Origin of the sequence: Halobacteriovorax sp. RZ-2 (genome assembly GCF_043196685.1) — a bacterium.
Lineage (GTDB): Bacteria > Bdellovibrionota > Bacteriovoracia > Bacteriovoracales > Bacteriovoracaceae > Halobacteriovorax_A.
On the sequence record NZ_JBEBMR010000002.1, the window covers coordinates 210428 to 232938 of the forward strand.

A 22511-nucleotide genomic window follows, 5' to 3' on the forward strand; every position below is an offset into this window, starting at 1 on the left:
TTTAGGAAAATATCATGGATGATATCTTTAAAAGATTAAAAGTATTAACAGAGAATTCAGACCTCGCAGTCGCGATCGGTATTCTAGCAGTTCTTGCTGTTATGATTATTCCAGTACCTCCAGTGGTACTCGATTTACTTTTAGCAATTACACTATCATTCGCAATTATCATTCTTTTAGTTTCTGTTTATACTAAAAAACCACTGGATTTTTCAACATTTCCTGCAGTTCTTCTTGTGACAACATTATTTAGACTTTCTCTTAACGTTGCTTCAACTCGTAACATTCTACTTCGTTCAGGAAGTGAAGGAACGAGTGCTGCCGGTGAGATCATTAGAAGTTTCGGTGAATTCGTTGTTGAAGGGAACTTTGTTGTTGGTATCATCGTTTTCATCATCCTTGTTATTATCAACTTTATGGTAATCACAAAAGGTGCTGGAAGGGTAGCTGAAGTCGGTGCAAGATTTACACTCGATGCAATGCCTGGTAAACAGATGGCCATTGATGCTGACTTAAATGCTGGCCTTATTAACGATGAAGAGGCCAAGAGAAGACGTGCTGAAGTTGCTGAAGAAGCAGACTTTTACGGGTCAATGGATGGTGCTTCGAAATTCGTTCGAGGGGATGCCATTGCAGGTATCTTAATTACGGCCATTAATATCATCGGTGGAATTATCGTAGGTGTTGGTCAGTATAAAATGAGCTTTGGAAGTGCTGCTGAAACATATACACTTCTAACAGTAGGGGATGGACTTGTTTCTCAAATTCCAGCTCTAATTATTTCAACTGCTGCCGGTGTTATTGCAACAAGAAATACAAGTGAAGATAATCTTGGCGCTCAAATGAGTAAACAATTTAAACTTCACCCTAAAGCTGTTCTAATTGCAGGATGTGTACTTCTAATCTTTGCAATGATTCCAGGACTACCAAAACTACCATTTATCACTGTTGGCCTAGCGCTACTTTATGTTTCAAATAAAATGGAAAATGAAATTGAAGCTACACAACTTGCTGCAGAGTCAGTTGTTGAAGAAGAGAAGAAGTCGACTCCTGAATCACTTGAAGATCTTCTTAATCTTGAACTTGTTGAACTTGAAGTTGGTTACGGACTAGTTAATCTAGTGGACTCATCTCAAAATGGTGACCTTCTTGAGCGTATCACTTATATGAGAAAGCAATTTGCACTAGATTGGGGTGTGATTATTCCTTCTGTACGAATTAAGGACAATCTTGAGCTTGCTCCAGGTGGTTACTCCCTAAAGATTAAAGGTGTGGAAGTTGCTCAAGGTGAACTTGTACCAGATCACTACCTAGCAATGGATCCAGGAAGTGTTATTGAACAAATTGATGGTATTGAAACAATTGAACCAGTATTTGGTCTACCTGCTGTCTGGATCACTGAAGATCAGAAAGATGATGCCGGATTTAATGGTTATACTGTAGTAGACTTGTCAACTGTTCTGGCCACTCACTTAACTGAGATCCTAAGAACTAACTTACATGAGTTATTTGGCCGCCAAGAGCTTGTTCGAGTTATGGATAATTTCAAAGAACACTATCCAAAAATTGTTGCGGATCTTGTTCCTGAAATCCTTCCTCTTGGGGCAGTTTTAAAGGTCTTACAGAATCTTTTAAGGGAAAATGTTTCCATCAGAGACCTTCGTACGATCTTAGAGTCTCTTTCTGAACACGGAACAAGAATCAAGGATACAGATCTTCTGACAGAAAACGTCAGACAATCGCTATACCGCACTATCACTGAGTCTATAAAGTCTGCCAATGGTGATTTGCCGATATTTACGTTAGATCGTAAAATAGAAGAACAGGTTGCTGGCAATCTCATACAAACAGAAAATGGTCAACAAGTTTCTTTAGACCCAAGAATTACCCAATCGATTTTGGCCAGTTTAAATGAGAAAATAGAGGAGGCCACAAACATGGGAGAAAAGATGATTGTTCTTTGCTCACCAGTTATTCGCGGTCACTTTAAGAAATTGACAGAAAAATTCATACCAAACTTGATTGTAGTAAGTCATAATGAATTAAGTCCGGATGTGAATATTAGGTCACTTGGAACGGTGAGGTTATAGGATGTACGTGAGAAAATTTGAAGCAGATTCTTTAGATGAGGCATTAGCGAATATTAAGGCCGAACTAGGACCTGACGCAATTATTCTTAAGACACAGACTAATAAGGGAATTAAAGGCGCTTTCAAAAAGAAGAAAATTGAGATTACTGCTGCTATTTCTGAAAAAAACTACACTAAAAAGGCCAAGGTAGATAACGTTCTAAATCCAGAACAAAAAGATTCATTTTATAAAAACAACTCATCTTATATTGCAAATATGATAAATTCACACGATCAAAACACTAATGGACAATCACAAACTAACTCACTAAATGGATACGGAAGTTTAGGCCTTAATCGAAAGGTGAGTGCCGTTGAAGAAAGCTCTTCTCAAGCTAACTCTGGACTTGATGATTTCCTAAATTCAATTGATCGTGAAGAAGTAAAGAAAGCCGCTGCAAATGCTGAGTCTGAACACTTTAATGACTTTTTAAATGGAGACTTCTCTCTTGAAGATGAAATTCAGGAAGAAGTAATTGTTGAAAGACCACAGGTTCAACAGTCGAGACCAGTTCAATCTCAACCTCTACACGAAAATCGTGCAAATAACGAAGAAGTAAATGAGTTAATGGAAACTCAAAGAAATAAGATTGACGAGCTTGAAAAGAAGATCTTTGAATTAACACAAAGTGTACAGGGGATGACTAAGCCTCAGGCCCTTGGTGTTAAAGAGATGGTGACAATCTTTAGAAGCTTAGACATCGAAGAAAGATATATTCAAAAGGTTGTACGCAAAGCAAATTTTGAATTATCTGATGAAGAAAAAGAAAACCCAGATACAGTTTTTGAATTTGCTCTAAAAGAAATGATGGGGGAAGTAAGAACGGCAATGCCAATTTTCTCTTCTGTTGATAATGAAGAGTCTAAAACTGTTACAGTACTTATTTCTGATGCTTCATGTGGACAGAGCTCAATGCTAACTAAGCTTTCTGCTCTTAAGCAGGATTCTGTAATTATCAGAAATAAGGCCAACACAGGCTTTAAAGATAATACTTCTTTTTCTGAGAAGTTCTTTAATGTTGAATCAAATATCTGTGAATCAATTTCTGAAATCGTTGCACAAACAAGAAAATCAATAGAAACAAAGAAAAATGTTTTTATCGACTACAAGGCAACAAATCAAGAAATCAATGAAATCAAGAAGTTCGTTGATGGATTAAGACGTAGTTTTGAAAATGTGGAAGTTTTAATCTGTCTATCGGGAATCAATACAGAGTTGTATAATAGAAAAGTACTAAATCGTTATGCAAATATTGCAAATGGTTTAGTGGTAACACACTTAGATCAGTGCTTGAATTATGGGTCACTCTTTAATCTTGCAATTGACTTTAATTCGTTACCTTACAAATTTTTTGGAACGGGTGAGATTGTTCCTGATGACCTAGAAGCTGCAACCGCCGAAAGGATTTTGGCCGGTATTTTTAAGCTGTAGCTTTTTTTGTTATTAGATTAAATTTTTAAGTTTTGTTTAGGAGACAGGATGTCCAGAAACGATCTTTCAACATGGTTGTTGTCACACCGTAGTGATGATGACTGCGAATTGAATGTTAAAACCCCTCTTAATTACCTCAATGAAGAATGTGAAATTATTGCAGTTGGATCAGGTAAAGGTGGTGTAGGGAAGACTACTACTGCTTTAATGATTGCCAACGAGCTAAGTGCTAAAGGCAAGAAAGTTCTTTTAATCGATTGTGATTATAATCTTTCAAATACGGCCGTTAAATTAGGACTACCTCTAAACGATAACTTCTATTCACTACTATCTTTAGAAAAGTCATTTGATGAATGTCTATACAAGCTTGGAAATATCCACCTTCTAAGTGGTTGTAATGGTAATAGTGATTTATTTGATACTAGCTTTGAGCACGATAAATTTATTATTGATATTATCGCGGCCCATAGAAGTGAATATGATCATGTTATTCTTGATTGCCCTGCAGGAGTAAATAAAGAGACGATAAATCTACAGGCCTATGCTGATTATCGTTTTATGGTTGTTAATCCTGACCGTTCTTCAATCACAGATACATATGCCTTAATTAAAATTCTAAATCAAAAATATCAAATTAAAAATAATCACCTCATTGTAAATAGAGTTGATTCAAATCAACAGTATAGAAAAGTTGTTAAGTCTCTAGTGGATACTGTTGCTAGCTTTATGCAAGCTAATCTTAGTGTATTAGGTGGTGTGAAGAATTTAGAGATTCCATCTGACAAATTTGATCACGCTCTTTTGAAAACGGAAAAGAATTCCCTTTCGAAATATTACACTAACATCATTAATAAATTTACCGACGAGGACAGTACTAGTCGAGTCGCGCCTGCATTGCTGAGAGGATTCAGTCATGCTGGTAGTAACCCACAGCAACTAGCTTAATCAAGGAGTGAGAGAGATGTCATCGTTGGCCAAAAAATTAAAGAATTTAAAAGACTATAGATCAACTGTAGATCCAAAAGTAAAAGATGAGATCGTAGTGGAATACGCTCCACTAATTAAGTATATTGCGCAAAAAATTGCTTCACGCCTACCATCAAATATTGAATTAGATGATCTAATCTCATGTGGTGTTATTGGGCTAATGGATGCAATCGAGAAATTTGATCCTTCACGTGATAATAAGTTTAAAACATATGCCGAATTTAGAATTAGAGGAGCTATCCTAGATGAACTACGTTCACAAGACTGGGTACCTCGTTCTGTAAGAGAGAAGGCAAAGTTAATTGACCGTGCATATTCTAAGCTAGAATCTGAACTAGGCCGTCCTGCAACTGATGATGAAATGTGTAAAGAGCTAGAGTGCTCTAAAGAAGAATTTCACACAATGCTAAATAAGGCGAAGTCTGTTTCTATTCTAAATATCGATGACTCAGCGACATTTAATCGCAATGATAAGCGTGCAATGGCCGGACTAAATGAAGACAGTAAAGCAATGAATCCATTCACTGCTGTTTCAAATAAAAACTTCAGAGACAAAATTAAAGAGGGAATTGAGCAACTTCCAGAAAAGCAAAGACTTGTTCTTTCTCTTTACTACTACGAAGATCTAAACCTTAAGGAAATTGGTCAGGTACTAGATGTAACTGAATCTCGTGTTTCTCAATTACACACTCAAGCAGTAATGAAGCTTAAAGCTAAGTTACAAACTATGTTCGAAGGTTATGAAGAACTAGTTAGCTAATTACAATTCAATATTTAAAAACATACTTTTTTACTCAGGCCCTTTCAAATAAAGGGCCTTTGTTTGCCTATAAAATAAATTAATTAAGCCTTTAAAATTCAATTAAAAAATTGCATAATAGATGTAGAAATTTCTTACGTTCACAGGATGTGAAGGACCGTTAACATATGGAAGTGATTTTCCCATTCCGACATTTAGGAGACCTATAATGAAGCTTCGTTTCAGTAAGCCGTTGTTTATCTATTTCTCTGTTTCTCTTATTCTAACGACAGCACTTATTTCCTTCGGTGTTTGGTCCTTTTGGAAGAATGGCCCTGCTAATTTTGATCGCATGACAATGGTCTACGAATCAACTTCTAAATTTGAAGAGGTGAAGAATTCCAATACTCTTGAAGATATTAAAGAGTTGGTAAGAGTTGATCGTACAAAAGAGGCGACATCTGAATTTGAAAGATTTGAAACTTCAATCAAAGAACTAAATGAAATCGTAAGCATTACAGAATATGAAGCTCTAGATAATAACTTTTCTGAGCTTAGAAAGAAGTTAGATGACATTACAACTTCTGCAAACAAATCAACACTTATTAATGTTCTTAGAACGAAGATGATTGGTTTCCAAAACTTTGTTGTTCATAATCAGTGGAGAACACTAACTAGAATTTCTAATAAAATTAAAACTAAAATTTCAGTTGGTACAACTAAGAGTTCTAATTTTTATAGTTACGGGAATTTAAAACGCCTACATGCATCGATAGCAGGTGATGTAGACTATATGGAAAAAGTAACAATGCGATCAGTTCTTTCTGATGAAGATAAGAATCTTATTGTTGTTCGTCTTGGAACTTTAAGAACTGAATTAAATCTTTTAGAAAAGTCTCTTAATACACTTCGTGACTTTGATAGTATTTGGAAGACGACAAATAAGAGCTATCTTGCATGGAGTGAGAAGTTTGGGCCAAAGCTTACTTATCAAAAAATTGAATTAAACCAAACTTCTCAAACGACTCTTTATGGACTTATCGCAATTATTGGGATTTTAATAACAATCTTTGCTGGTGGACTTTTTATGTTTGCTTATTCTGAAAAAAGAGCAAAGAAAATGCTTGAAGCAACTTCACTTGATCTTATTAAGGATGGAGTAATACCAGTAAAAGCATCTCTTAAAGGAGATTGGTCACATCCGTTTAAAGAAGAGATTGAAAAATATCGTGGCTATATTCACAAGAGAATGAGTTTTGGTTCGATCTTTCAAGATGCAATGCCTTTCTCATCACTACTTCTTGATTCAAATCTTAATGCTGTTTGGGCAAACTCTTTATTCTATGAGCACTGGAGTATCGATAGTGCTAAAAAAGATATGAGTATTACTTGGGATTACTTAAGTACTTTTACAAACCTCGGTGAAAACGATCCAGTAATAAGTGCTGTAAGAGACGGTGTAGCAGGGATTTATCAGATTCAAGTTAAAACAGAAAACTCTAGCGAGGCAGCACCATTTGAAATGTATGTTTCTCCAGTAGAGTACGCAGATCAAAAACGTATTATGGTTATTTTCTATCCATTAAGAAGCTTAGAAGAGACACTTTCTAATCAAATGAAGTCAGTTGTTTCTCCTGTATGTAAATCTCTAGATGCTCTAATTGAGGATAAATTCAATGGTGAGTTTAGAGAAAAGCTGCAACAAGATTTTTCTGCAGCAGGAATTGATAATGTCTATGAAAAATTCACAAAGGTTAATGATCACTTCTTAATGCAGAAAGCTTCATTCTTAAAAGAAATTGAACTTCTGGAAAATAACTTATTTGAACAATACAAGATTATTGATGACGTTAGAATTATTTTTGAAGGTCAAAAAGATTTACAAAAAGATGCCATTAATAAATTCAAAGTAGCAAAAGATAAAATTGTATCAGTTGTCGAGATGAGAGCTAAGTTTGAAGAAATGAATCGTTATATGATCGAAATGACAAATCGTTTATTTGATGAAGAAATTGAATTAGCGACTCGCTCAGGTGAGATTGTCGAAATTATTAATGAGAATAAGGCCGCTTACGCAGGACTTGTAAGATCTCGTGATCAATTTAAATCGCTAAAGTCACAGGTTGAATTATTTAGAGCAAGAAGTTCTCAAATCATCGATCAAATCCAACGTGGAGTTGCAAGTGACGCAACGGTAGGGAAGTTTGCTGGTGAACTTAAAGAATTTAACTCGACACTGGGAAGTTTTTCAAAAGTTTCAACACAGCTAGATGTTGGGCTTTCTAAAGTTCAAATCATTATGGATAGTAAAGAAGTACCTGATGTTGGTGCTATTAAAGATACTTTCAAAGCAATTAGAAATGAGATTAATGATGTTGCTACACAAACTCAGCATCTATCACGTTTTGCTCAGGAAGAAGATGAGCAGCTTATCTCATCTCTTCGAGGACTATATGGCAGTTTCCAAAACCTTCGTAGTCAAAATGGTGAAATCGAACACACTGTCGCTGACAGTAATCCAATACTATGAAAAAAGGCTCCGTAAGGAGCCTTTTTTATTTCTATAAATCAAAATGATCAAGAAACATATTTAAATTCAAATCTTCAGGTTGACCTGAATTATCGATAACAGTATCAGCAAGCTTTGCTTTTTCTTCGATATCAATTTGCTTTGCTAGAATTTTACAGGCCAGGTCTTTTTCAATTCCGTCACGGGCCATAAGGCGCTCAACTTGCTTTGCACGTGGGCAGTAAACAACGGCCTTGTGATCGATAAAAGAGTCGAGATTCTTTTCAAATAAAAGAGGAACATCGTAGATCACAACTTTTGGAGAACCAAGGTCTTTAAAAGCTTTTAAGAAAGCTTCCGGTAGCTGACGGTAGATTAAGCTTTCAATATCATTTTGAATTTGAATGTCTTGGAAAAAGTATTCGCGTAGTAATTTAAAGTTGATTGTGCCATCTTCTTCGATAACTCTTGGGTAATAATTTTGTAAGTGCTCAAGAGACTCTTGTGTTTTATATACTTCTTTTACAAGAGCATCTGCATCGATGATAGGGAAGCCTTTATCACGTAATACCTTAGATACCGTCGACTTTCCTGTTGCAATGCCACCAGTTAGTCCAACAACAGGACAAGGCATTTGATAAAGACGCTTATCTTTTTTTAGAGTGATAAATTCTTTTTTTAGCTTAATAGGTGATGCTTTCATAACTAGTTACTTTTTTCGATTTCTTTAACGCGAGACCAGAGAGTTTCAAGTTCGTCCTGAGAGCTTTCACGAATAACAATGCCTTCTTCTCTGGCAATGTCTTCAAGCTGATTAAAGCGTCTTTTAAATTTTAAGTTTGCTTCTCGCAATGTGATTTCTGGATCAAGATCGAGATGTCTTGCAAGTTGTGCAACTGAAAATAAAAGATCTCCCATTTCTTCTTGGACTCTTTCTTTATTGAGCTCGCGCCCAGGAGTGAGTTCTTCTTTTAGCTCCTGCCACTCCTCTTCGACTTTATACATTACTTGCGTGTAATCTTCCCAGTCAAAGTTTATTTTATTCGTTTTCTTTCCAATTTTTGCAGCACTTGTAAGGGCCGGAAAAGAGAGGAGTTCATTACAAATTTCATATTTCTTAAGGCTTTCTTCGTTTGCTTTTTCGGCCTTCTTAATTTCTTCCCAGCGTTGCTTAATTTCTGCAACATCCTTGGCCTTATTGTCTGTAAAGACATGTGGATGGCGTCTTACCATTTTATCAGCGATTGTCTTGGCAACAGAGTTAAGATCAAACTTAGACTCTTCGCTTGCTAATTGAGAGTGAAGGACTACCTGGAGAAGAACATCACCTAATTCGTCTTCCATTTTTTTGTAGTTACCATCTTCAACTGCATGCATGAACTCATAAGACTCTTCCATTAAATATTTTAAAAGGGACTTGTGAGTTTGTTCGAGATCCCATGGACAACCATCTTTAGGGTCTCTTAACTTTGCAACAACTTCTCTTAATCTTTCCATTTCGCTTAGTGACATAACTTTGCCTTGGTAATATAATCTATGTAACCTAAGACAGAATAATACACCCTTAAAAAGAGATTGGAAATAATGGCCCATAGCGCAACTATTCAAGTGAACAAATCAAGACTTATTGTTAACTTAGCTGACAATTCTAGAAGTGATTGGGGACTTAAGGCCTGTGAAAATATGCTAAAAGACTCACTTGTTGTCTTAAGCAATTTTCTTTACTCAAAGAACACTTGTTTAGACAAGAAAGTTCACGAAGAGATAGAAGTGGATCTTCACTTTTGCGGCGACTCTCGTATGAAGCAAATTAATCGCGATCATCGAGGTAAGGATAAAACGACAGATGTTCTTTCTTTTCCTATGTATGAGAGCTTGCGTCCAGACAGTACGGATTTCGTTCTTCCTGGACCTGTAATGCTTGGTGATATTATCATCAGCCGCAATGTAGCAGCAAAGCAAGCAAAAGAGTTTGACCTTGAACTTGAGCAAGAGGTTATTCACTTATTTTGTCACGGACTTCTTCATTTGTTAGGATATGATCACGAAATCTCGCAAGAGGAAGAAGAAATCATGGAAGCTCTTGAAAAAGAGATTCTAACTAAAATTAAAAAATCTAGGCAGAAGAAATAGGAAAGTAGAGATGGAAGAAAGTACTCGCATAGCCCTTGGTGAGAAGAAATCACTAATGGCAAGTTACGATGATAAGCTTGCTAGTCTAAGGAGGTCACTTTGATGTTGACCAAAAGTCAGCACGCATAAGTGAAATTCAAGATATGGAGGCCATGCCTGGCTTCTGGGACGACAATCAGAACGCTGCCAAAGTTCAAAAAGAAAAAAACCTTTTAGAAGATGTCGTTAATACTTATACAAAATTAAAAGACTTATATGATGAATTCGAAATTTTAATTGAGTATGCAGCTGAGGGAGATGAAGACTCTGCAACTGGTGCGATTGAAATTTCTGATGAATTTGTCGATGAATTCAATAAGGCAGAACTGAAGGTACTTCTTTCTGACGATGCCGATTCAAATAATGCTATCGTTAGTATCAATGCTGGTGCCGGTGGGACAGAATCATGTGACTGGGCAAGTATGCTCTTTAGAATGGTTAATCGCTGGGCCGAACATAAGAATTTTAAAGTTCAGGTTCTTGATGTACAAGATGGTGATAGTGCAGGAATTAAATCTGCCACGATGCTGATTGAAGGTAATTACGCCTACGGAAATCTAAAATCGGAAACAGGTGTTCATCGTCTTGTTCGTATTTCTCCATTTGATTCAGCAAATCGTCGCCATACTTCATTTGCTTCAATCTTTGTCTCTCCAGAAGTGGATGACGATATTGAAATTGAAGTTGCTGATAAAGATATTCGAATCGATGTTTACCGCTCAGGTGGAGCAGGGGGACAGTCGGTTAACACAACTGACTCTGCTGTTAGGATTACACACTATCCAACTGGTTTAGTTGTTACTTGTCAGAATGAAAGATCACAGCTGCAAAATAAAATTCAGGCAATGAAAGTTCTTAAGTCTCGTTTATATGAGTTAGAGCTAGAAAAGCAAAGAGCAGCAGCTGCCGAAGAAGAAGCTAACAAGAAAGAAATTGGATGGGGAGCGCAGATTCGCTCTTATGTTTTACACCCGTATAAAATGGTTAAGGACCACAGAACTAATTTTGAATCATCACAAGCTGAAAAAGTTTTAGATGGTGATATCGATGGTTTTATGGATGCCTACTTAAGATGGTCAGTTGATGGGATGAAGGAAGAGTAAATTGAGTTTTTTCTATCTGTTTAAAGATTTTCAATTACTTTTCTTTCGTGATCGATCTTCACGCTACTTTATAACGGCCACAATACTCGGCCTAATGTTTTCTTTAGCTGTTATCCTTTGTAGTTTGGCACTCATGGACGGCTTTGGAGTTACTCTTAAAAAGTCTCTCAATGCAGGAAGTGGCGAAATTATTCTTACGGCCACAAATGGTTTTTTTGAGTTAAACGAAAACGAACAAAAAGACCTTAATAATTTTCCAATCGAAACAAAAATACCAATGCTTCGTACTCAATCGTTTGTTAATAAAGACGAAAAGGGAAAGGCCGTCTTTGTTGTTGGTGTTAATGAACAAATCAATCAATTAGATAATGGCCTTGTTGAGCCACAAGAGAATGAAGTTATTATCGGTGATCTTCTTGCAGAAGATTTAAAAGTTAATGTCGGTGATACTCTGAAGTTTAGTTTTTCTGCAGGGAAATTAGGTGAGCGATACTTACCAACAAATGCCGTCTTAAAGATTAAAGATATTAAGACTTTTAAAATTCACGAATATCGAAGTCGTTTCGTCTACGTGAACTTAAAAAAGATTCAAACTCTACTTGGGGTTAAGGATCGAATCAATTTAATGAGTCTAAGGCTAAAGCCTGAGTACCGAAGTCTTGCTAAGATTAATGAAGTGGTAGCTGATATGAAGAGTGTCTTCTATTATGAATACAGCATCGCTCCGTATTGGAGTGACTTTGCAACATTCCTAAAAGCAGTTGAATTTGAAAAGTATATGATCTCAATTGTCTTCTCAATTGTGGTTGTTTTGGCCATCTTTAATTGTCTCGCTTTTATTATTTTCTCTAAGGAAAGACGCTCGCAAGAAATATTTTTACTCTACGCAATTGGACTTTCTCCTAAGAAGTTTAGAACCCTATGGTTAGTTCAAAATATTGGGATCTGGTTTCTTGCCTTTATGGGCTCGCTTATTTGTGTTGAAATCTTTGACTATCTTTTAGGGACGCTTGATATCTTCTCGCTGCCAACAGATGTCTACCACCTAAATCGCATTGAGCTATTCTTGTCATTAAGAGATATTTTTATTGTTGGATTTATTTCATTTATCTTTATTATATTTTTAACTTTTATAGTACTTAAAAGACTTGATTCAAAATCAATGGCCCAAGGTCTAAGAGAGGAGTTTTCGTAAATGGCAGTTTTAAATGTATCGAATGTTTACAAAGACTTTGGAAACTCACATATCCTAAAGGGTGTTGATCTCGAACTATCTCAGGGTGAACAATGTGTTATCAAAGGTTCATCTGGTTGTGGGAAGTCGACTCTTTTATATTTGATTGGTGGCCTAGAGAATATTACTTCCGGTCAAATTACTGTCGATAACTTAAATATTGGCCAAATGAATGATGCGAAGCTAGCAAATTATCGCAATTCCAAAATAGGATTTGTTTTCCAATTTCACTTTTTACTTTCATCCCTTACTTGTTTAGAAAATATACTTCTACCGGCACGCTTAGGGGGACATGACGTGTCAAAGGTGAAGAAGTATATTCTTTCACTGGCCAAGACCTTAGGGGTCGCTGAGTGCCTGAAGCGTTACCCATATGAAATCTCTGGCGGGCAACAGCAGCGTATCAATCTGATTCGCGCTCTATCATTGCGTCCTAAGCTTTTATTGTGCGATGAGCCTACAGGGAATCTCGACTCGAAGAATTCTAAAATTGTGGCCGACCTTATTTTTGAGCTCTCGAGAGAGCTTGGAACAACTCTTCTTGTGGTCACTCATGATGAGGAAATGTCTCGAAAGTTTAGTCGTGTTCATACGATGATCGATGGGATTCTGCATTAATTCGTCACTTTTTTGTGCAGGATGTTCGTTTTTCTTTTTGTAACTTTGTAAGATTATTGATATTTTTTTACTCAAGTATTTTTTGTCTGCACACACACATGACAAGATCGCTGGATCATGGAGACTAGATGATTAACTCTTGGAAGAGTTTTATATATATAATTGTTTTTTCAATTACTTTAAGTATTCAAGCAAGTGAAATTGGACCACGTGTACGTCTATTTAAGATTTCAAGTGTTGAAGTTCAAGGTTTAAAGAAAGTAGAGAAGGAAGCTGTACTCGATAAGCTACGTTCTCGTGCGGGCCTTACTCTTACGAATGAAACACTCTTTGATGATATCAAGACGATCTATAATCTAAAGTACTTCGAATCTGTAGAAGCACATCAAGATGGAAATAAGCTAATCTTTAAAGTCGTGGAAAAACCTATTATCGCTAAGATTGTTTTTAGAGGTAATGATGAGGTTGATAAGGACGATTTAAGCGAGGGTCTTAAAACGAGAGAATATTCTATTCTTGATATTAACTCGATTCAGGCCGATGTTCGCCAGATGGAGAAGACTTACGAAGAAAAGGGCTTCTACCTAGCTAATGTTTCATATGAAATTAGACAAGTTGATAAAGAGAATGTTCACCTTGTTTATAATATTAGTGAATACGATAAGGTTCGAGTTAAAAAAGTTACATTCCTAGGATTAACTGCTTTTGCTGAAGAAGAAGTGAAATCAATTATGGAAACTAGAGAGGAGAGTCTATTCTCATTCCTTTCTGGTTCAGGAAATTTCAAAGAACTTAATTTCAAAACAGATATCGAAAGAATTAAATACTTCTATTCAACGAAAGGTTACTTACAAGTTAACGTGGCCGTTCCTGAAGTTACTGTTTCTGAAGATAAGAAATGGGTTTTCATTACTGTTAAAATTAAAGAAGGTCCAAAATTTGATGTACGTGATGTGTACTTTCAAGGTGAGCTTCTTTTTACAGAAGATGAGCTAAGAGAGAAGACTAAGCTTAAGGCCGGTGAAGTTTATTCAGAAGAGCTTTTAAGACGTGATATTCAAACACTTACAGAGTCATACCAAGACCTTGGTTATGCCTTTGCCAACGTTATTAGAAATATCCAATTAGTTCCTGGTGAGAATAGAGTTGATATCCAATACTCATTTGAAAAAGGGAAGCTAGCTAAGTTTGGACGTATCTCGGTAACTGGAAATACAAAAACTCGTGATAAGGTAATCCGCCGTGAACTTAAGATTCATGAAGGTGGAAAATATTCTGGTTCAGGTCTTCGTGAGTCAAAAGAGAATGTTAATCGTCTAGGTTTCTTTGAGCCAGGAAGTGTTATCTTCAATACGGTTTCTTCTCCTGGGCAAGATGACGTTCTCGATGTGGAGATCAGTGTTAAAGAAAAGAGTACAGGACAGATCTCTCTTGGTGCTGGTTATTCAACGGCAACAGGTGGATTCTTTCAGGCTTCGATTTCTCAGAATAACTTTAGAGGTTTAGGACAACAATTATCGTTCTCAACTAATATCGCAAAAGAACAACAAAACTTCTCTCTTTCATTTACGGAACCATACTTTATGGATTCAAAATGGACTCTTGGTGGAGAGGTGTTTAGAACTGTTGATACTCAGCTAGACTCATATGATTATAAGAAGCATGGTTTTGCTGCTCGTATTGGTTATCCAATCTTCGATTACACAAGACTTTATACAACTTATAAACTTGAAGAAACTGAGTTAACAGATATTAAAGATCCAACAGTTGATGAGAATGAAGATGGTGTTACATCTTCAGTTCGTCTTGCTGTTGTAAAAGATAAGAGAAATAACCGCTTTGAGCCTACAGACGGATACTACTGGAACCTTGCAACTGAGTATGCTGGTTTAGGTGGAGATAAGAAATGGTGGAAGAACGAAATTGATTTACGCTACTTCTACCCAGTATGGAAAGAGCTAGTATTTAGAAGCCGTTTCTACACAGGTAAAATTGAAGAAAGGCAAGGGATTCCAGTTCCTAGAAATGAGAAGTTCTCTCTTGGTGGTGCTAGAAACCTACGTGGTTACGATATTGAAGATATTGGGCCTAAAGAGTCTGTAACATATGATCACGATAATGATCCAGGAACTCCAGATAAAACAGAGTCATTTAATATCGGTGCTCCATTTACTGCTTTTACAACTCTTGAGCTTGAGCACCCTCTTGCAAAAGAAGCAGGTCTTAAATTTGTTACTTTCTTCGATGCTGGTACAGCAAAGAGACTAGAAGATATCGATAAGATATATATGGATTATGGTTTTGGTTTCCGTTGGTTCTCACCAATTGGTGTTCTAAGATTTGAGTGGGGGGTTCCTATCAACCCTGACCCAGACATGAATAGCGGGACTAAATTCCACTTTGATATTGGACAATTATTCTAATTCGTAAGGAGACGATATGAAAAATTTATTAGTGATTGGATTACTTTTCTCTTCATTAACTGCATCGGCAATGAATATTGGTCGTGTTGATGTTCAAAAAGTTCTTTTAACAGTTAAAGAATCTAAAAAGATCAAAGATAAACTGCAAAAAGAAATTGATAAGAAGCAGGCTGAGCTTAAGAAAGAAGAAGAAGCTCTAGTAAAAGAAAAAGAGAAGTTTGAAAAACAAGCTCTTGTTATGAATGAAAAAACTAAGCAACAAAAAGGTCAAGAACTACAAAAGAAGTTCTTCGGTTTCCAACAAAAGATGCAACAGTACCAAGGTGAGCTTGCAAAAATGGAACAAACTGCAAAGGGACCAATTTTAAATAAAATTAAAGGTGTTGTCGAAGAAGTATCAAAAAGCAAAGGTCTAGATTGGACTTATGAAACTTCAACAACTCCAATTCTTTACATCAAAAAAGTAACTGACATTACTGAAGATGTAATTAAAGCTTACGATAAAAAACATAAGTAATTTGCTAATAAAAAAAGACTCATGAAGGGAATACGTAGGTATTCCCTTTTGTCGTTTTAAAGGAGGGGATAAAATGTCCATTCTGATTAAAAATATTATCGAAAACGATAGCGATATGAGTTTTCTATCTGGAAATTCTGATTACGAAGTAACGGGAATTTCTTCGATGGAAGAGATTATTGAAGGGAAAATACTCTTTATTGGTGCGAAGAAATTCTTGGTCAAGTATCAAGAAGCCAAAGCTAGCGACAATCTTGCATTAATTGTCGATGCAAAACTCTTTGACTCATTAGAGGATTCTCAAAAAAAAGAACTTGAAGATAACTCGAAGGTATTAATTTCTTCAACGAATATTCCTATCTCAATTACAAAAGCATCTAAAATATTTTTCGACAATAAACTTGGTTCACTTAGCTATGATCTAGATGGCCGAAAAAGTGGCATGGCCACTATCCATCCTTCTGTAAAAATAGCTGAGAACGCTTTTATTGGAGAAGGTGTCGAAATTGCTGCTGATTGCACAATCATGCCTGGTTGTGTGATTTTACCAAATGTTAAAATTGCCGAAAATTGTACAATTTATCCTAACGTGACAATTTATCCTCAAACTGTCATTGGAAAGAATTGTCGAATCCACTCAGGTACGACTATAGGTAGTGATGGATTCGGTTATAATTTTCATCAAGGTGTTCATCATAAGATTTGGCACTTCGGTGGAGTTATTATTGGTGATGATGTTGAAATTGGTTCAAATACTAGTATTGACCAAGGAACATTTTCACCGACACGTATTGGCAATGGCGCTAAAATTGATAACCTAGTGCAAGTTGCACACAATGTTCAAATTGGTAATGGAGTTATTCTCTGTGGACAAGCTGGACTTGGTGGAAGCACAAAGATTGGAGATTACGCTGTTCTTGGAGGAAAGGCCGCTGTCGCTGACAATTTAGAAGTCGGGATGGCCGCACAACTTGCTGGAGGTAGTGTCGCTATTGGAAACGTGAAACCGAAGGAAATCGTTGGTGGATACCCGGCAAGACCTATGCGTGAATTTTTACGAGGAATTGCTTTTTTACGAAAGAATATTTAACACGGAAGGTAACGTATGCAATTAAACAAAGAACAAGTAATGCAAATTCTCCCTCATCGCGAACCATTTTTATTCGTGGATGAGATTACAAGTGTAGAAGCTGTAGGTGAAGTGAACGAGTTAAAAGATCTCGTAGGTGCAGTTGTGAAAGGAAATTATACAACTCGTGAAGATCACCCAATCTTCGCAGGACACTTTCCTGGAAATCCTATTCTTCCTGGCGTTGTACAGGTCGAAATGATGGCACAATTCACTTCATTTCAATTAAAGCTTTATTACAAAAATTTAGAAGAAGGTGAATTCGAAGTTGCGCTATTATCAATTGAGGGCGCAAAGTTTAGAAAACCAGTTCACCCTGGTATGAAATTAGATATTGAAACTGTATGTACAAAAATGCGTACTGGTTTCTTACAAAACGATTGCAAAATCTTTCATGAAGGCGACCTAGTAAGCCAGTGTCAGGTTCTTGCATCTTTTAAAGTAAAAGAAAATTAAGAAGGAGCCTCCATGAGCGAGAGATTTCACCCAACTGCAATTATTCACGAGTCTGCTGAAATTGGAGAAGGAACAACTGTTGGTGCATACTGTATCATCGGTCCAAAAGTTAAAATTGGAAAAAACTGTGACATTCGTAACCACGTAATCATTAATGGTATTACAAGAATTGGTGACAATAATAAAATCTATCAATTCTGCTCAATTGGTGAAGAACCACAAGACTTAACTTATAGTGAAGATCCAACAGAAGTTGAGATTGGTGATAACAACGTTCTTCGTGAATATGTATCAATTCACAGAGGAACAATGAAGGATCGTCAAAAAACGACTCTTGGAAATAACTGCCTTCTAATGGCAAAGGTTCACTTAGGACATGATGTTGTTGTTGGTGATCGTGTTATCATGGCAAACTCGACAAACCTTGCTGGTCACGTAAAAGTTGGTAATAAAGTTATCATCGGTGGTGGAACTAATATTTCTCAATTTGTAAAAGTTGCAGAAGGTGCTTATATCGGTGGTGCTTCAGCTATCGATAAGGATATTCCACTTTATTGTACTGCTTATGGTAACCGTGCAAAACTTCGTGGAATCAATATTATCGGTCTACGTCGTGCTGGTGTTGAAAGAAATGCTATTTCTGAAATTGTTGATTTCTTCCGTGATATGGAAGCTTCAACTTACTCGCCACGTACATTCGTTGAAACTGAAGAGCTAATGAAGCCATATGCAAATAATGAAATTATCGCGCGCATTAAAGAGCATATTGTAACGACTAAAATGGGAATTGCGCCGTTTTTAAGCTAATAGGAATTAATTATGTCTAAAGTAAAAGTTGCTTCAATTGGTTATGGACACTTAGGTCAATGGCATGCTCAAAAAGCATATAACCTAGATAATTGTGAATTAATTGCAATTGTTGAACCATTTGCCGCTAACCAAGAAAAAGCAAAAGAAAAATACCCTGACATCAAGATTGTCTCTGATATTAAAGAAGTCATTGGAGAGATTGATGCCGCTGTGATTGCAACACCAACAAGTTTTCACTTCGAAATTGCCAAATTCTTACTTGAAGAAGGTAAGCATGTTTTTTGTGAAAAACCAGTTACTGTTACAGTAGAAGAAGCAAGGGATCTAAAGTCAATTGCTACTGAAAAGGGTGTTAAGTTACAAGTTGGACATAGTGAGAGATGCCACCAAGTTTGGGAGCGTCTGGAAGAGTTTAAAGACATTACTGTAAATTCTAGTGTTGCTACAATTGTTAGGAATTCACCGTTTAAGGGAAGGGCCGCTGATGTTGGTGTTGTGGAAGATCTTATGATTCATGACCTGGATCTGGCCCTTATGCTTTTTGGAAAACCTAAGAGTATCAGAGCTTATGGGATGAAGGTTCTTACAGATAAATTTGATCATGTGAAGGCGTTACTAAGTTATGGCGATCGTCTTGTGACAATTGAAAACTCAAGAAACGATGTAAAAACTGAAAGAAGTGTGCAAATTAACTCGGCGAAGGGAATTCTTAGAGTTGATCTATTAAATAATAAAGCTTCTTACTCAACAGATATTAAAGCTGGTGAGGAGCAAGTTATTAATGAATTTGATTACGAAAAACGTGATCACTTACTAATCGAACAAGAGCGTTTCTATAATGCCATCTTAAATGACACAAAAGAGTTTGTAACAATTGATGATGGAATTGCAGCAATGGAATTAATTGCGGCCGTTAATGAATCGCTTGAAAAAAATATTGAGGTAGAACTTAATTGAAAAGCTGCTTAATAATTGCTGGTGAAAAATCTGGTGAAGAACATGCAATGACATTCCTTGAGACTCTTACAAAGGGAGCTCCTGATACTCAATTCTACGGAGTAGGGGGAGAGCTTATGAAAGAGCAAGGAGTTGAATTACTTTATGATCTAAAAGATTTTTCTACTTGGGGAATAACTGAGGCAGTTAAAAAAGTTCCTTTTTACTATGGTGCTTATAATCGCATTATCGATGAAGTAAAGAAGCGTGGAACGAAAGTTGCTATCTTAATTGATTTCCAAACATTTAATCTTAAATTGGCCATGAAGCTTGAAAAGCTTGGGGTCAAGGTTCTTTACTATGTGGCACCACAAGCTTGGGTTTGGAAAGAGTGGCGTACAAAATACCTTCAGGCTTCTGTTGATACACTCTTTTGTATTCTTCCATTTGAAAAAAAGTGGTTCATGGATCGTGGTGTAAGCAAGGCCATTACGATTGAACACCCTCTACTTAAAAAAACGAAGCCTCTTCTTGAGGGATTTCAAAGACATGAAGTTGATTTTAAGAATGGAGAATTTAATATTCTTCTTCTGCCTGGAAGTCGACGCTTTGAGATTGAATTCATGTTACCTCAGTTTATTAGGGCCTGCCGAAAGCTTAAAGAAAATTATAATTTCAAGCTTTCCATTGTTAAGGCCAGCTCTGTTGATGAGGAGCTATTTTCTCGCTTTGAAGGTGAGTTTGATAGGATTTATGAGGATCGTGAATTAGATACGGCCCTTAAGGAAGCAGACTTTTCATTTGCAACAAGTGGAACTGTTAACCTTTCATTGGCCTTATATAGTGTTCCTAGTGTGATTGCGTATGATCTAAACCTGTTCAATATGTTTATCGCAGAAAATATCGTTAAGTATAAGGGCTTTGTTTCAATTCCAAATTTAATTCTTGGCCATGAAGTTTATCCGGAATTATTAGGAGAAGGCTTTAGTGAATATAATCTTGTTCGTAAGGGCAAAGACTTATTTGAAAACAAAGAACGCTACGGTTTTGTTCTTAGTGAACTTCAGAAGCTAAGAGACTTAACGGAAGGTGAGGATATCGAAGTTTCTCAATATCTTCTCGAAAAAATTAAAAGTGCTTATTTATAATGAGGAATCATGAATAATATTAATATAAAACTCATTAACTTTTTTTCTGTGGCCCTTACTCCAATTAGTTTTCTATGGGAGTGGATCTATCGCCTAAGAAGATTTGCATTTAAGATGGGTATTTTGAAATCGTCATCATTTGAAGTTCCTATCATTAGTATTGGAAACCTCTCTCTTGGTGGTACGGGTAAGACTCCTTTTACTCTTTGGATCGGAAATTATTTGAATGATATTCTAAATAAGAAGACGATGGTTTTAACAAGAGGATACAAAGGTGAGCTTGAGAAATCGAGTGGAATAATTAAAACAGGTAAGAAGATCAGCGAGAATCCATTTGTCTTTGGTGATGAGGCCCTAGTTCTGAGCCGTAACTTAAAGAATGCAAGTGTTGTCGTTGGTGCAGATCGAAGTGATAACTTAAGAAGATACTATGAAGAAGAAAAGGCGGATGTTGTTCTTTTAGATGATGGCTTTCAGCATTTAAAGATTAACCGCAATCTAAATATTGTACTCTTTGATTCTCTTCTACCAATGTCAAAGTATCACTGTCCCCCTAGAGGATATTTAAGAGAAGGTGTAAGTGCATTAAGAGAAGCTGATATTGTTTTATTCGGTAGGGCCGATCTTGTTAGCGAAGAAAAACTTGATACTCTTGAGTCATATATTTTAGATAATTGTAAAGCAAATACACCAAGTGGATTTTTTAAATATGCACCTAGTGCAATTAAGAATCTTCTTCACGAAGAAGACTATGCTTTGACTGACCTAAAGGGAAAAAGTGTAATCTGCGTTTCTGGACTTGCTTCTCCTGAAGCATTCTTAAAATTAGTTAAGCAACTTGATGCAAATATAGTTGACGATTTTAATTTCCCTGACCACCACCTCTATAAAGTTAGTGAGTTAGATGGACTTGTCGAATTAGCACAAGAAAAGGATGCCATCATTCTTACAACTGAGAAAGATATTGTTAAAATGAAGAGGTGTTCAAGTAGTGATAAAATTCACTACCTACAAATTGGTATCGAATTTATAAAAGGCGAGCAATTTGTAAAAGATAAAATCAACTCGGTTGTTAGAGGTTAGAGTGAAAAATATTTTTTCTTTAAGTCTTATTGCCTTACTCCTTTTCGGTTGTGCAGGTGCACTCATGAAAAGTGATAGTGACGATGTGGATCTTGTGGAGATCTTCTCTTCTGAAGAAAGTGAGACCCTAGATAAATTTAAAACTACCGAAGCTAAAGAGGTGAAGCCTACGCCACCTCCATTTTCTTCTTCCATTGAAGAGAAGAAAATTGAGAGAGTTGAAAAGAAAAAAGAAAAGGTCGTTAAAGCTAAGCCTATAGTCAAAGAGATTCCAAAGAAAAAGGTTAACCCTCAAGAAAGTGAAGACTACCCAACAGTTTTTTTAAATTTCGATAAAGAATCTAAAAAGTACTGGGACACTTACCAGCCTATCTTCTTTGTCGGTGAAGAATTTAAATATGAAATTAGTTGGTCAATCTTTAAGGCCGGTATTGCGACAATTAGTACGCAACCAATGGCAAAGATTGGTGATAAAGATGTTCTTCATGTAAATGCACTTTTAGAATCTGCTGAATATTTTGAAGGAATTTATAAACTTAAAGACACTCTTGATGTCTATGTTGATGCTGATAAGGGGAAGTTTTCTTCTTTGAAATATGAGATGAAGCAACGCGAGTCTGGTCAAATTGTTGATGATCTTCAGCTATTTGATCACGATGAATTAAAGACGTATTTCTTCTATAACCGATTAAAGAAAGGGAAGACTAAAAAAGTAAAAAAAGTTGAGTATCTACCACGTTACTTTACTGATTCTTTTTCGGCCCTTTATTTTATTCGTGGTATTCCTATGGAAATTGGAACAAGTTTTGACTTTCCAATTATCACAAGAGGTAAGGCCTGGCTTCTTAAGGCAACTGTTGACGAGATCGAAAATATTACAGTGATGGGAAAATCATATAAGGCTTATAAGATTACGGCACAAACTGAATTTCCTGGTGTTTTAAAGAAGTCGGGAGATATTAACTTTTGGATCTCAACAGATGAAAGTAGAACTGTACTTAAGTTCTCTGCAAAGGTTAAAATTGGAACAGTTAAAGGAGAGCTAATCTCTCATAAAGCAGGAAAGGATACTGGTAAGTAAAATTA

Annotated in this window: 20 protein-coding genes; 18 read left to right on the forward strand and 2 right to left on the reverse strand. The window is 36.3% G+C overall.

The window, feature by feature from the left end:
- The first annotated feature begins 14 nt into the window (after window positions 1-14).
- The 5 genes from flhA to ABMA78_RS07070 all read left to right on the forward strand — a co-directional run bounded on the left by flhA (window position 15) and on the right by ABMA78_RS07070 (window position 7817).
- A complete protein-coding gene (gene flhA, locus ABMA78_RS07050; RefSeq protein WP_392858408.1) occupies window positions 15-2090 on the forward strand; it encodes a flagellar biosynthesis protein FlhA in 2076 nt (691 codons plus the stop codon).
- 7 nt (window positions 2091-2097) lie between these two features.
- A complete protein-coding gene (locus ABMA78_RS07055) occupies window positions 2098-3561 on the forward strand; it encodes a hypothetical protein (protein WP_392858410.1) in 1464 nt (487 codons plus the stop codon).
- Window positions 3562-3609: 48 nt separating this feature from the next.
- Window positions 3610-4506: a MinD/ParA family protein gene (locus tag ABMA78_RS07060; RefSeq protein ID WP_392858412.1), complete on the forward strand. Its 897-nt coding sequence runs from the start codon at window positions 3610-3612 to the stop codon at window positions 4504-4506.
- A gap of 16 nt (window positions 4507-4522) precedes the next feature.
- Window positions 4523-5308, forward strand: coding sequence for a FliA/WhiG family RNA polymerase sigma factor (locus ABMA78_RS07065; RefSeq protein ID WP_392858414.1), 786 nt, complete (start codon window positions 4523-4525; stop codon window positions 5306-5308).
- A 208-nt stretch (window positions 5309-5516) separates the two neighbouring features.
- Window positions 5517-7817, forward strand: a complete 2301-nt coding sequence (locus ABMA78_RS07070; RefSeq protein ID WP_392858417.1) for a hypothetical protein — start codon at window positions 5517-5519, stop codon at window positions 7815-7817.
- Window positions 7818-7848: 31 nt separating this feature from the next.
- Here ABMA78_RS07070 and coaE read toward each other — a convergent pair whose 3' ends face one another.
- Together coaE and mazG are read right to left on the reverse strand one after the other, a co-directional pair.
- Complete coding sequence (coaE, locus tag ABMA78_RS07075) at window positions 7849-8499, reverse strand: dephospho-CoA kinase (RefSeq protein WP_392858420.1); 651 nt, start codon at window positions 8497-8499, stop codon at window positions 7849-7851.
- Window positions 8500-8501: 2 nt separating this feature from the next.
- Window positions 8502-9308, reverse strand: a complete 807-nt coding sequence (mazG, locus tag ABMA78_RS07080) for a nucleoside triphosphate pyrophosphohydrolase (protein WP_392858422.1) — start codon at window positions 9306-9308, stop codon at window positions 8502-8504.
- 72 nt (window positions 9309-9380) lie between these two features.
- On the opposite strand from mazG, the gene ybeY reads away from it, so the two are divergent.
- The 13 genes from ybeY to ABMA78_RS07145 all read left to right on the forward strand — a co-directional run bounded on the left by ybeY (window position 9381) and on the right by ABMA78_RS07145 (window position 22506).
- A complete protein-coding gene (gene ybeY, locus ABMA78_RS07085; RefSeq protein ID WP_392858423.1) occupies window positions 9381-9929 on the forward strand; it encodes an rRNA maturation RNase YbeY in 549 nt (182 codons plus the stop codon).
- A 28-nt stretch (window positions 9930-9957) separates the two neighbouring features.
- Window positions 9958-11071, forward strand: a protein-coding gene (gene prfB, locus ABMA78_RS07090) for a peptide chain release factor 2 (RefSeq protein WP_392860227.1) whose coding sequence is annotated in 2 segments (ribosomal slippage) — window positions 9958-10029 and window positions 10031-11071 — 1113 coding nt in all. Because the reading frame shifts where the segments join, the coding sequence is not laid out codon by codon here.
- A gap of 1 nt (window position 11072) precedes the next feature.
- Window positions 11073-12266 carry an ABC transporter permease gene (locus tag ABMA78_RS07095; RefSeq protein ID WP_392858426.1) on the forward strand — a complete coding sequence of 398 codons (1194 nt, stop codon included), beginning with the start codon at window positions 11073-11075 and terminating at the stop codon, window positions 12264-12266.
- Window positions 12267-12923, forward strand: a complete 657-nt coding sequence (locus ABMA78_RS07100) for an ABC transporter ATP-binding protein (protein WP_392858428.1) — start codon at window positions 12267-12269, stop codon at window positions 12921-12923. It abuts the gene before it with no gap.
- Window positions 12924-13051: 128 nt separating this feature from the next.
- A complete protein-coding gene (gene bamA / locus ABMA78_RS07105) occupies window positions 13052-15346 on the forward strand; it encodes an outer membrane protein assembly factor BamA (protein ID WP_392858430.1) in 2295 nt (764 codons plus the stop codon).
- Between the two features lie 16 nt (window positions 15347-15362).
- Window positions 15363-15863: an OmpH family outer membrane protein gene (locus ABMA78_RS07110; protein ID WP_392858433.1), complete on the forward strand. Its 501-nt coding sequence runs from the start codon at window positions 15363-15365 to the stop codon at window positions 15861-15863.
- Between the two features lie 73 nt (window positions 15864-15936).
- Window positions 15937-16953, forward strand: coding sequence for a UDP-3-O-(3-hydroxymyristoyl)glucosamine N-acyltransferase (gene lpxD / locus ABMA78_RS07115; RefSeq protein WP_392858435.1), 1017 nt, complete (start codon window positions 15937-15939; stop codon window positions 16951-16953).
- A 15-nt stretch (window positions 16954-16968) separates the two neighbouring features.
- Window positions 16969-17448 carry a 3-hydroxyacyl-ACP dehydratase FabZ family protein gene (locus tag ABMA78_RS07120; protein WP_021268699.1) on the forward strand — a complete coding sequence of 160 codons (480 nt, stop codon included), beginning with the start codon at window positions 16969-16971 and terminating at the stop codon, window positions 17446-17448.
- A gap of 12 nt (window positions 17449-17460) precedes the next feature.
- The gene (gene lpxA / locus ABMA78_RS07125; RefSeq protein WP_021268332.1) at window positions 17461-18255 is read left to right on the forward strand and encodes an acyl-ACP--UDP-N-acetylglucosamine O-acyltransferase; all 795 of its coding nucleotides are present in this window, start codon (window positions 17461-17463) and stop codon (window positions 18253-18255) included.
- 12 nt (window positions 18256-18267) lie between these two features.
- On the forward strand, window positions 18268-19215 hold the full coding sequence (locus ABMA78_RS07130) for a Gfo/Idh/MocA family protein (RefSeq protein ID WP_392858440.1): 948 nt from the start codon (window positions 18268-18270) through the stop codon (window positions 19213-19215).
- The gene (lpxB, locus tag ABMA78_RS07135; RefSeq protein ID WP_392858441.1) at window positions 19212-20342 is read left to right on the forward strand and encodes a lipid-A-disaccharide synthase; all 1131 of its coding nucleotides are present in this window, start codon (window positions 19212-19214) and stop codon (window positions 20340-20342) included. The genes ABMA78_RS07130 and lpxB overlap by 4 nt, the downstream gene beginning before the upstream one ends.
- 9 nt (window positions 20343-20351) lie before the next feature.
- A complete protein-coding gene (gene lpxK / locus ABMA78_RS07140) occupies window positions 20352-21425 on the forward strand; it encodes a tetraacyldisaccharide 4'-kinase (RefSeq protein ID WP_392858443.1) in 1074 nt (357 codons plus the stop codon).
- Between the two features lies 1 nt (window position 21426).
- Entirely contained in the window at window positions 21427-22506 is a 1080-nt protein-coding gene (locus ABMA78_RS07145; protein ID WP_392858445.1) for a DUF3108 domain-containing protein, read from the forward strand.
- The last annotated feature ends 5 nt before the right edge of the window (window positions 22507-22511 follow it).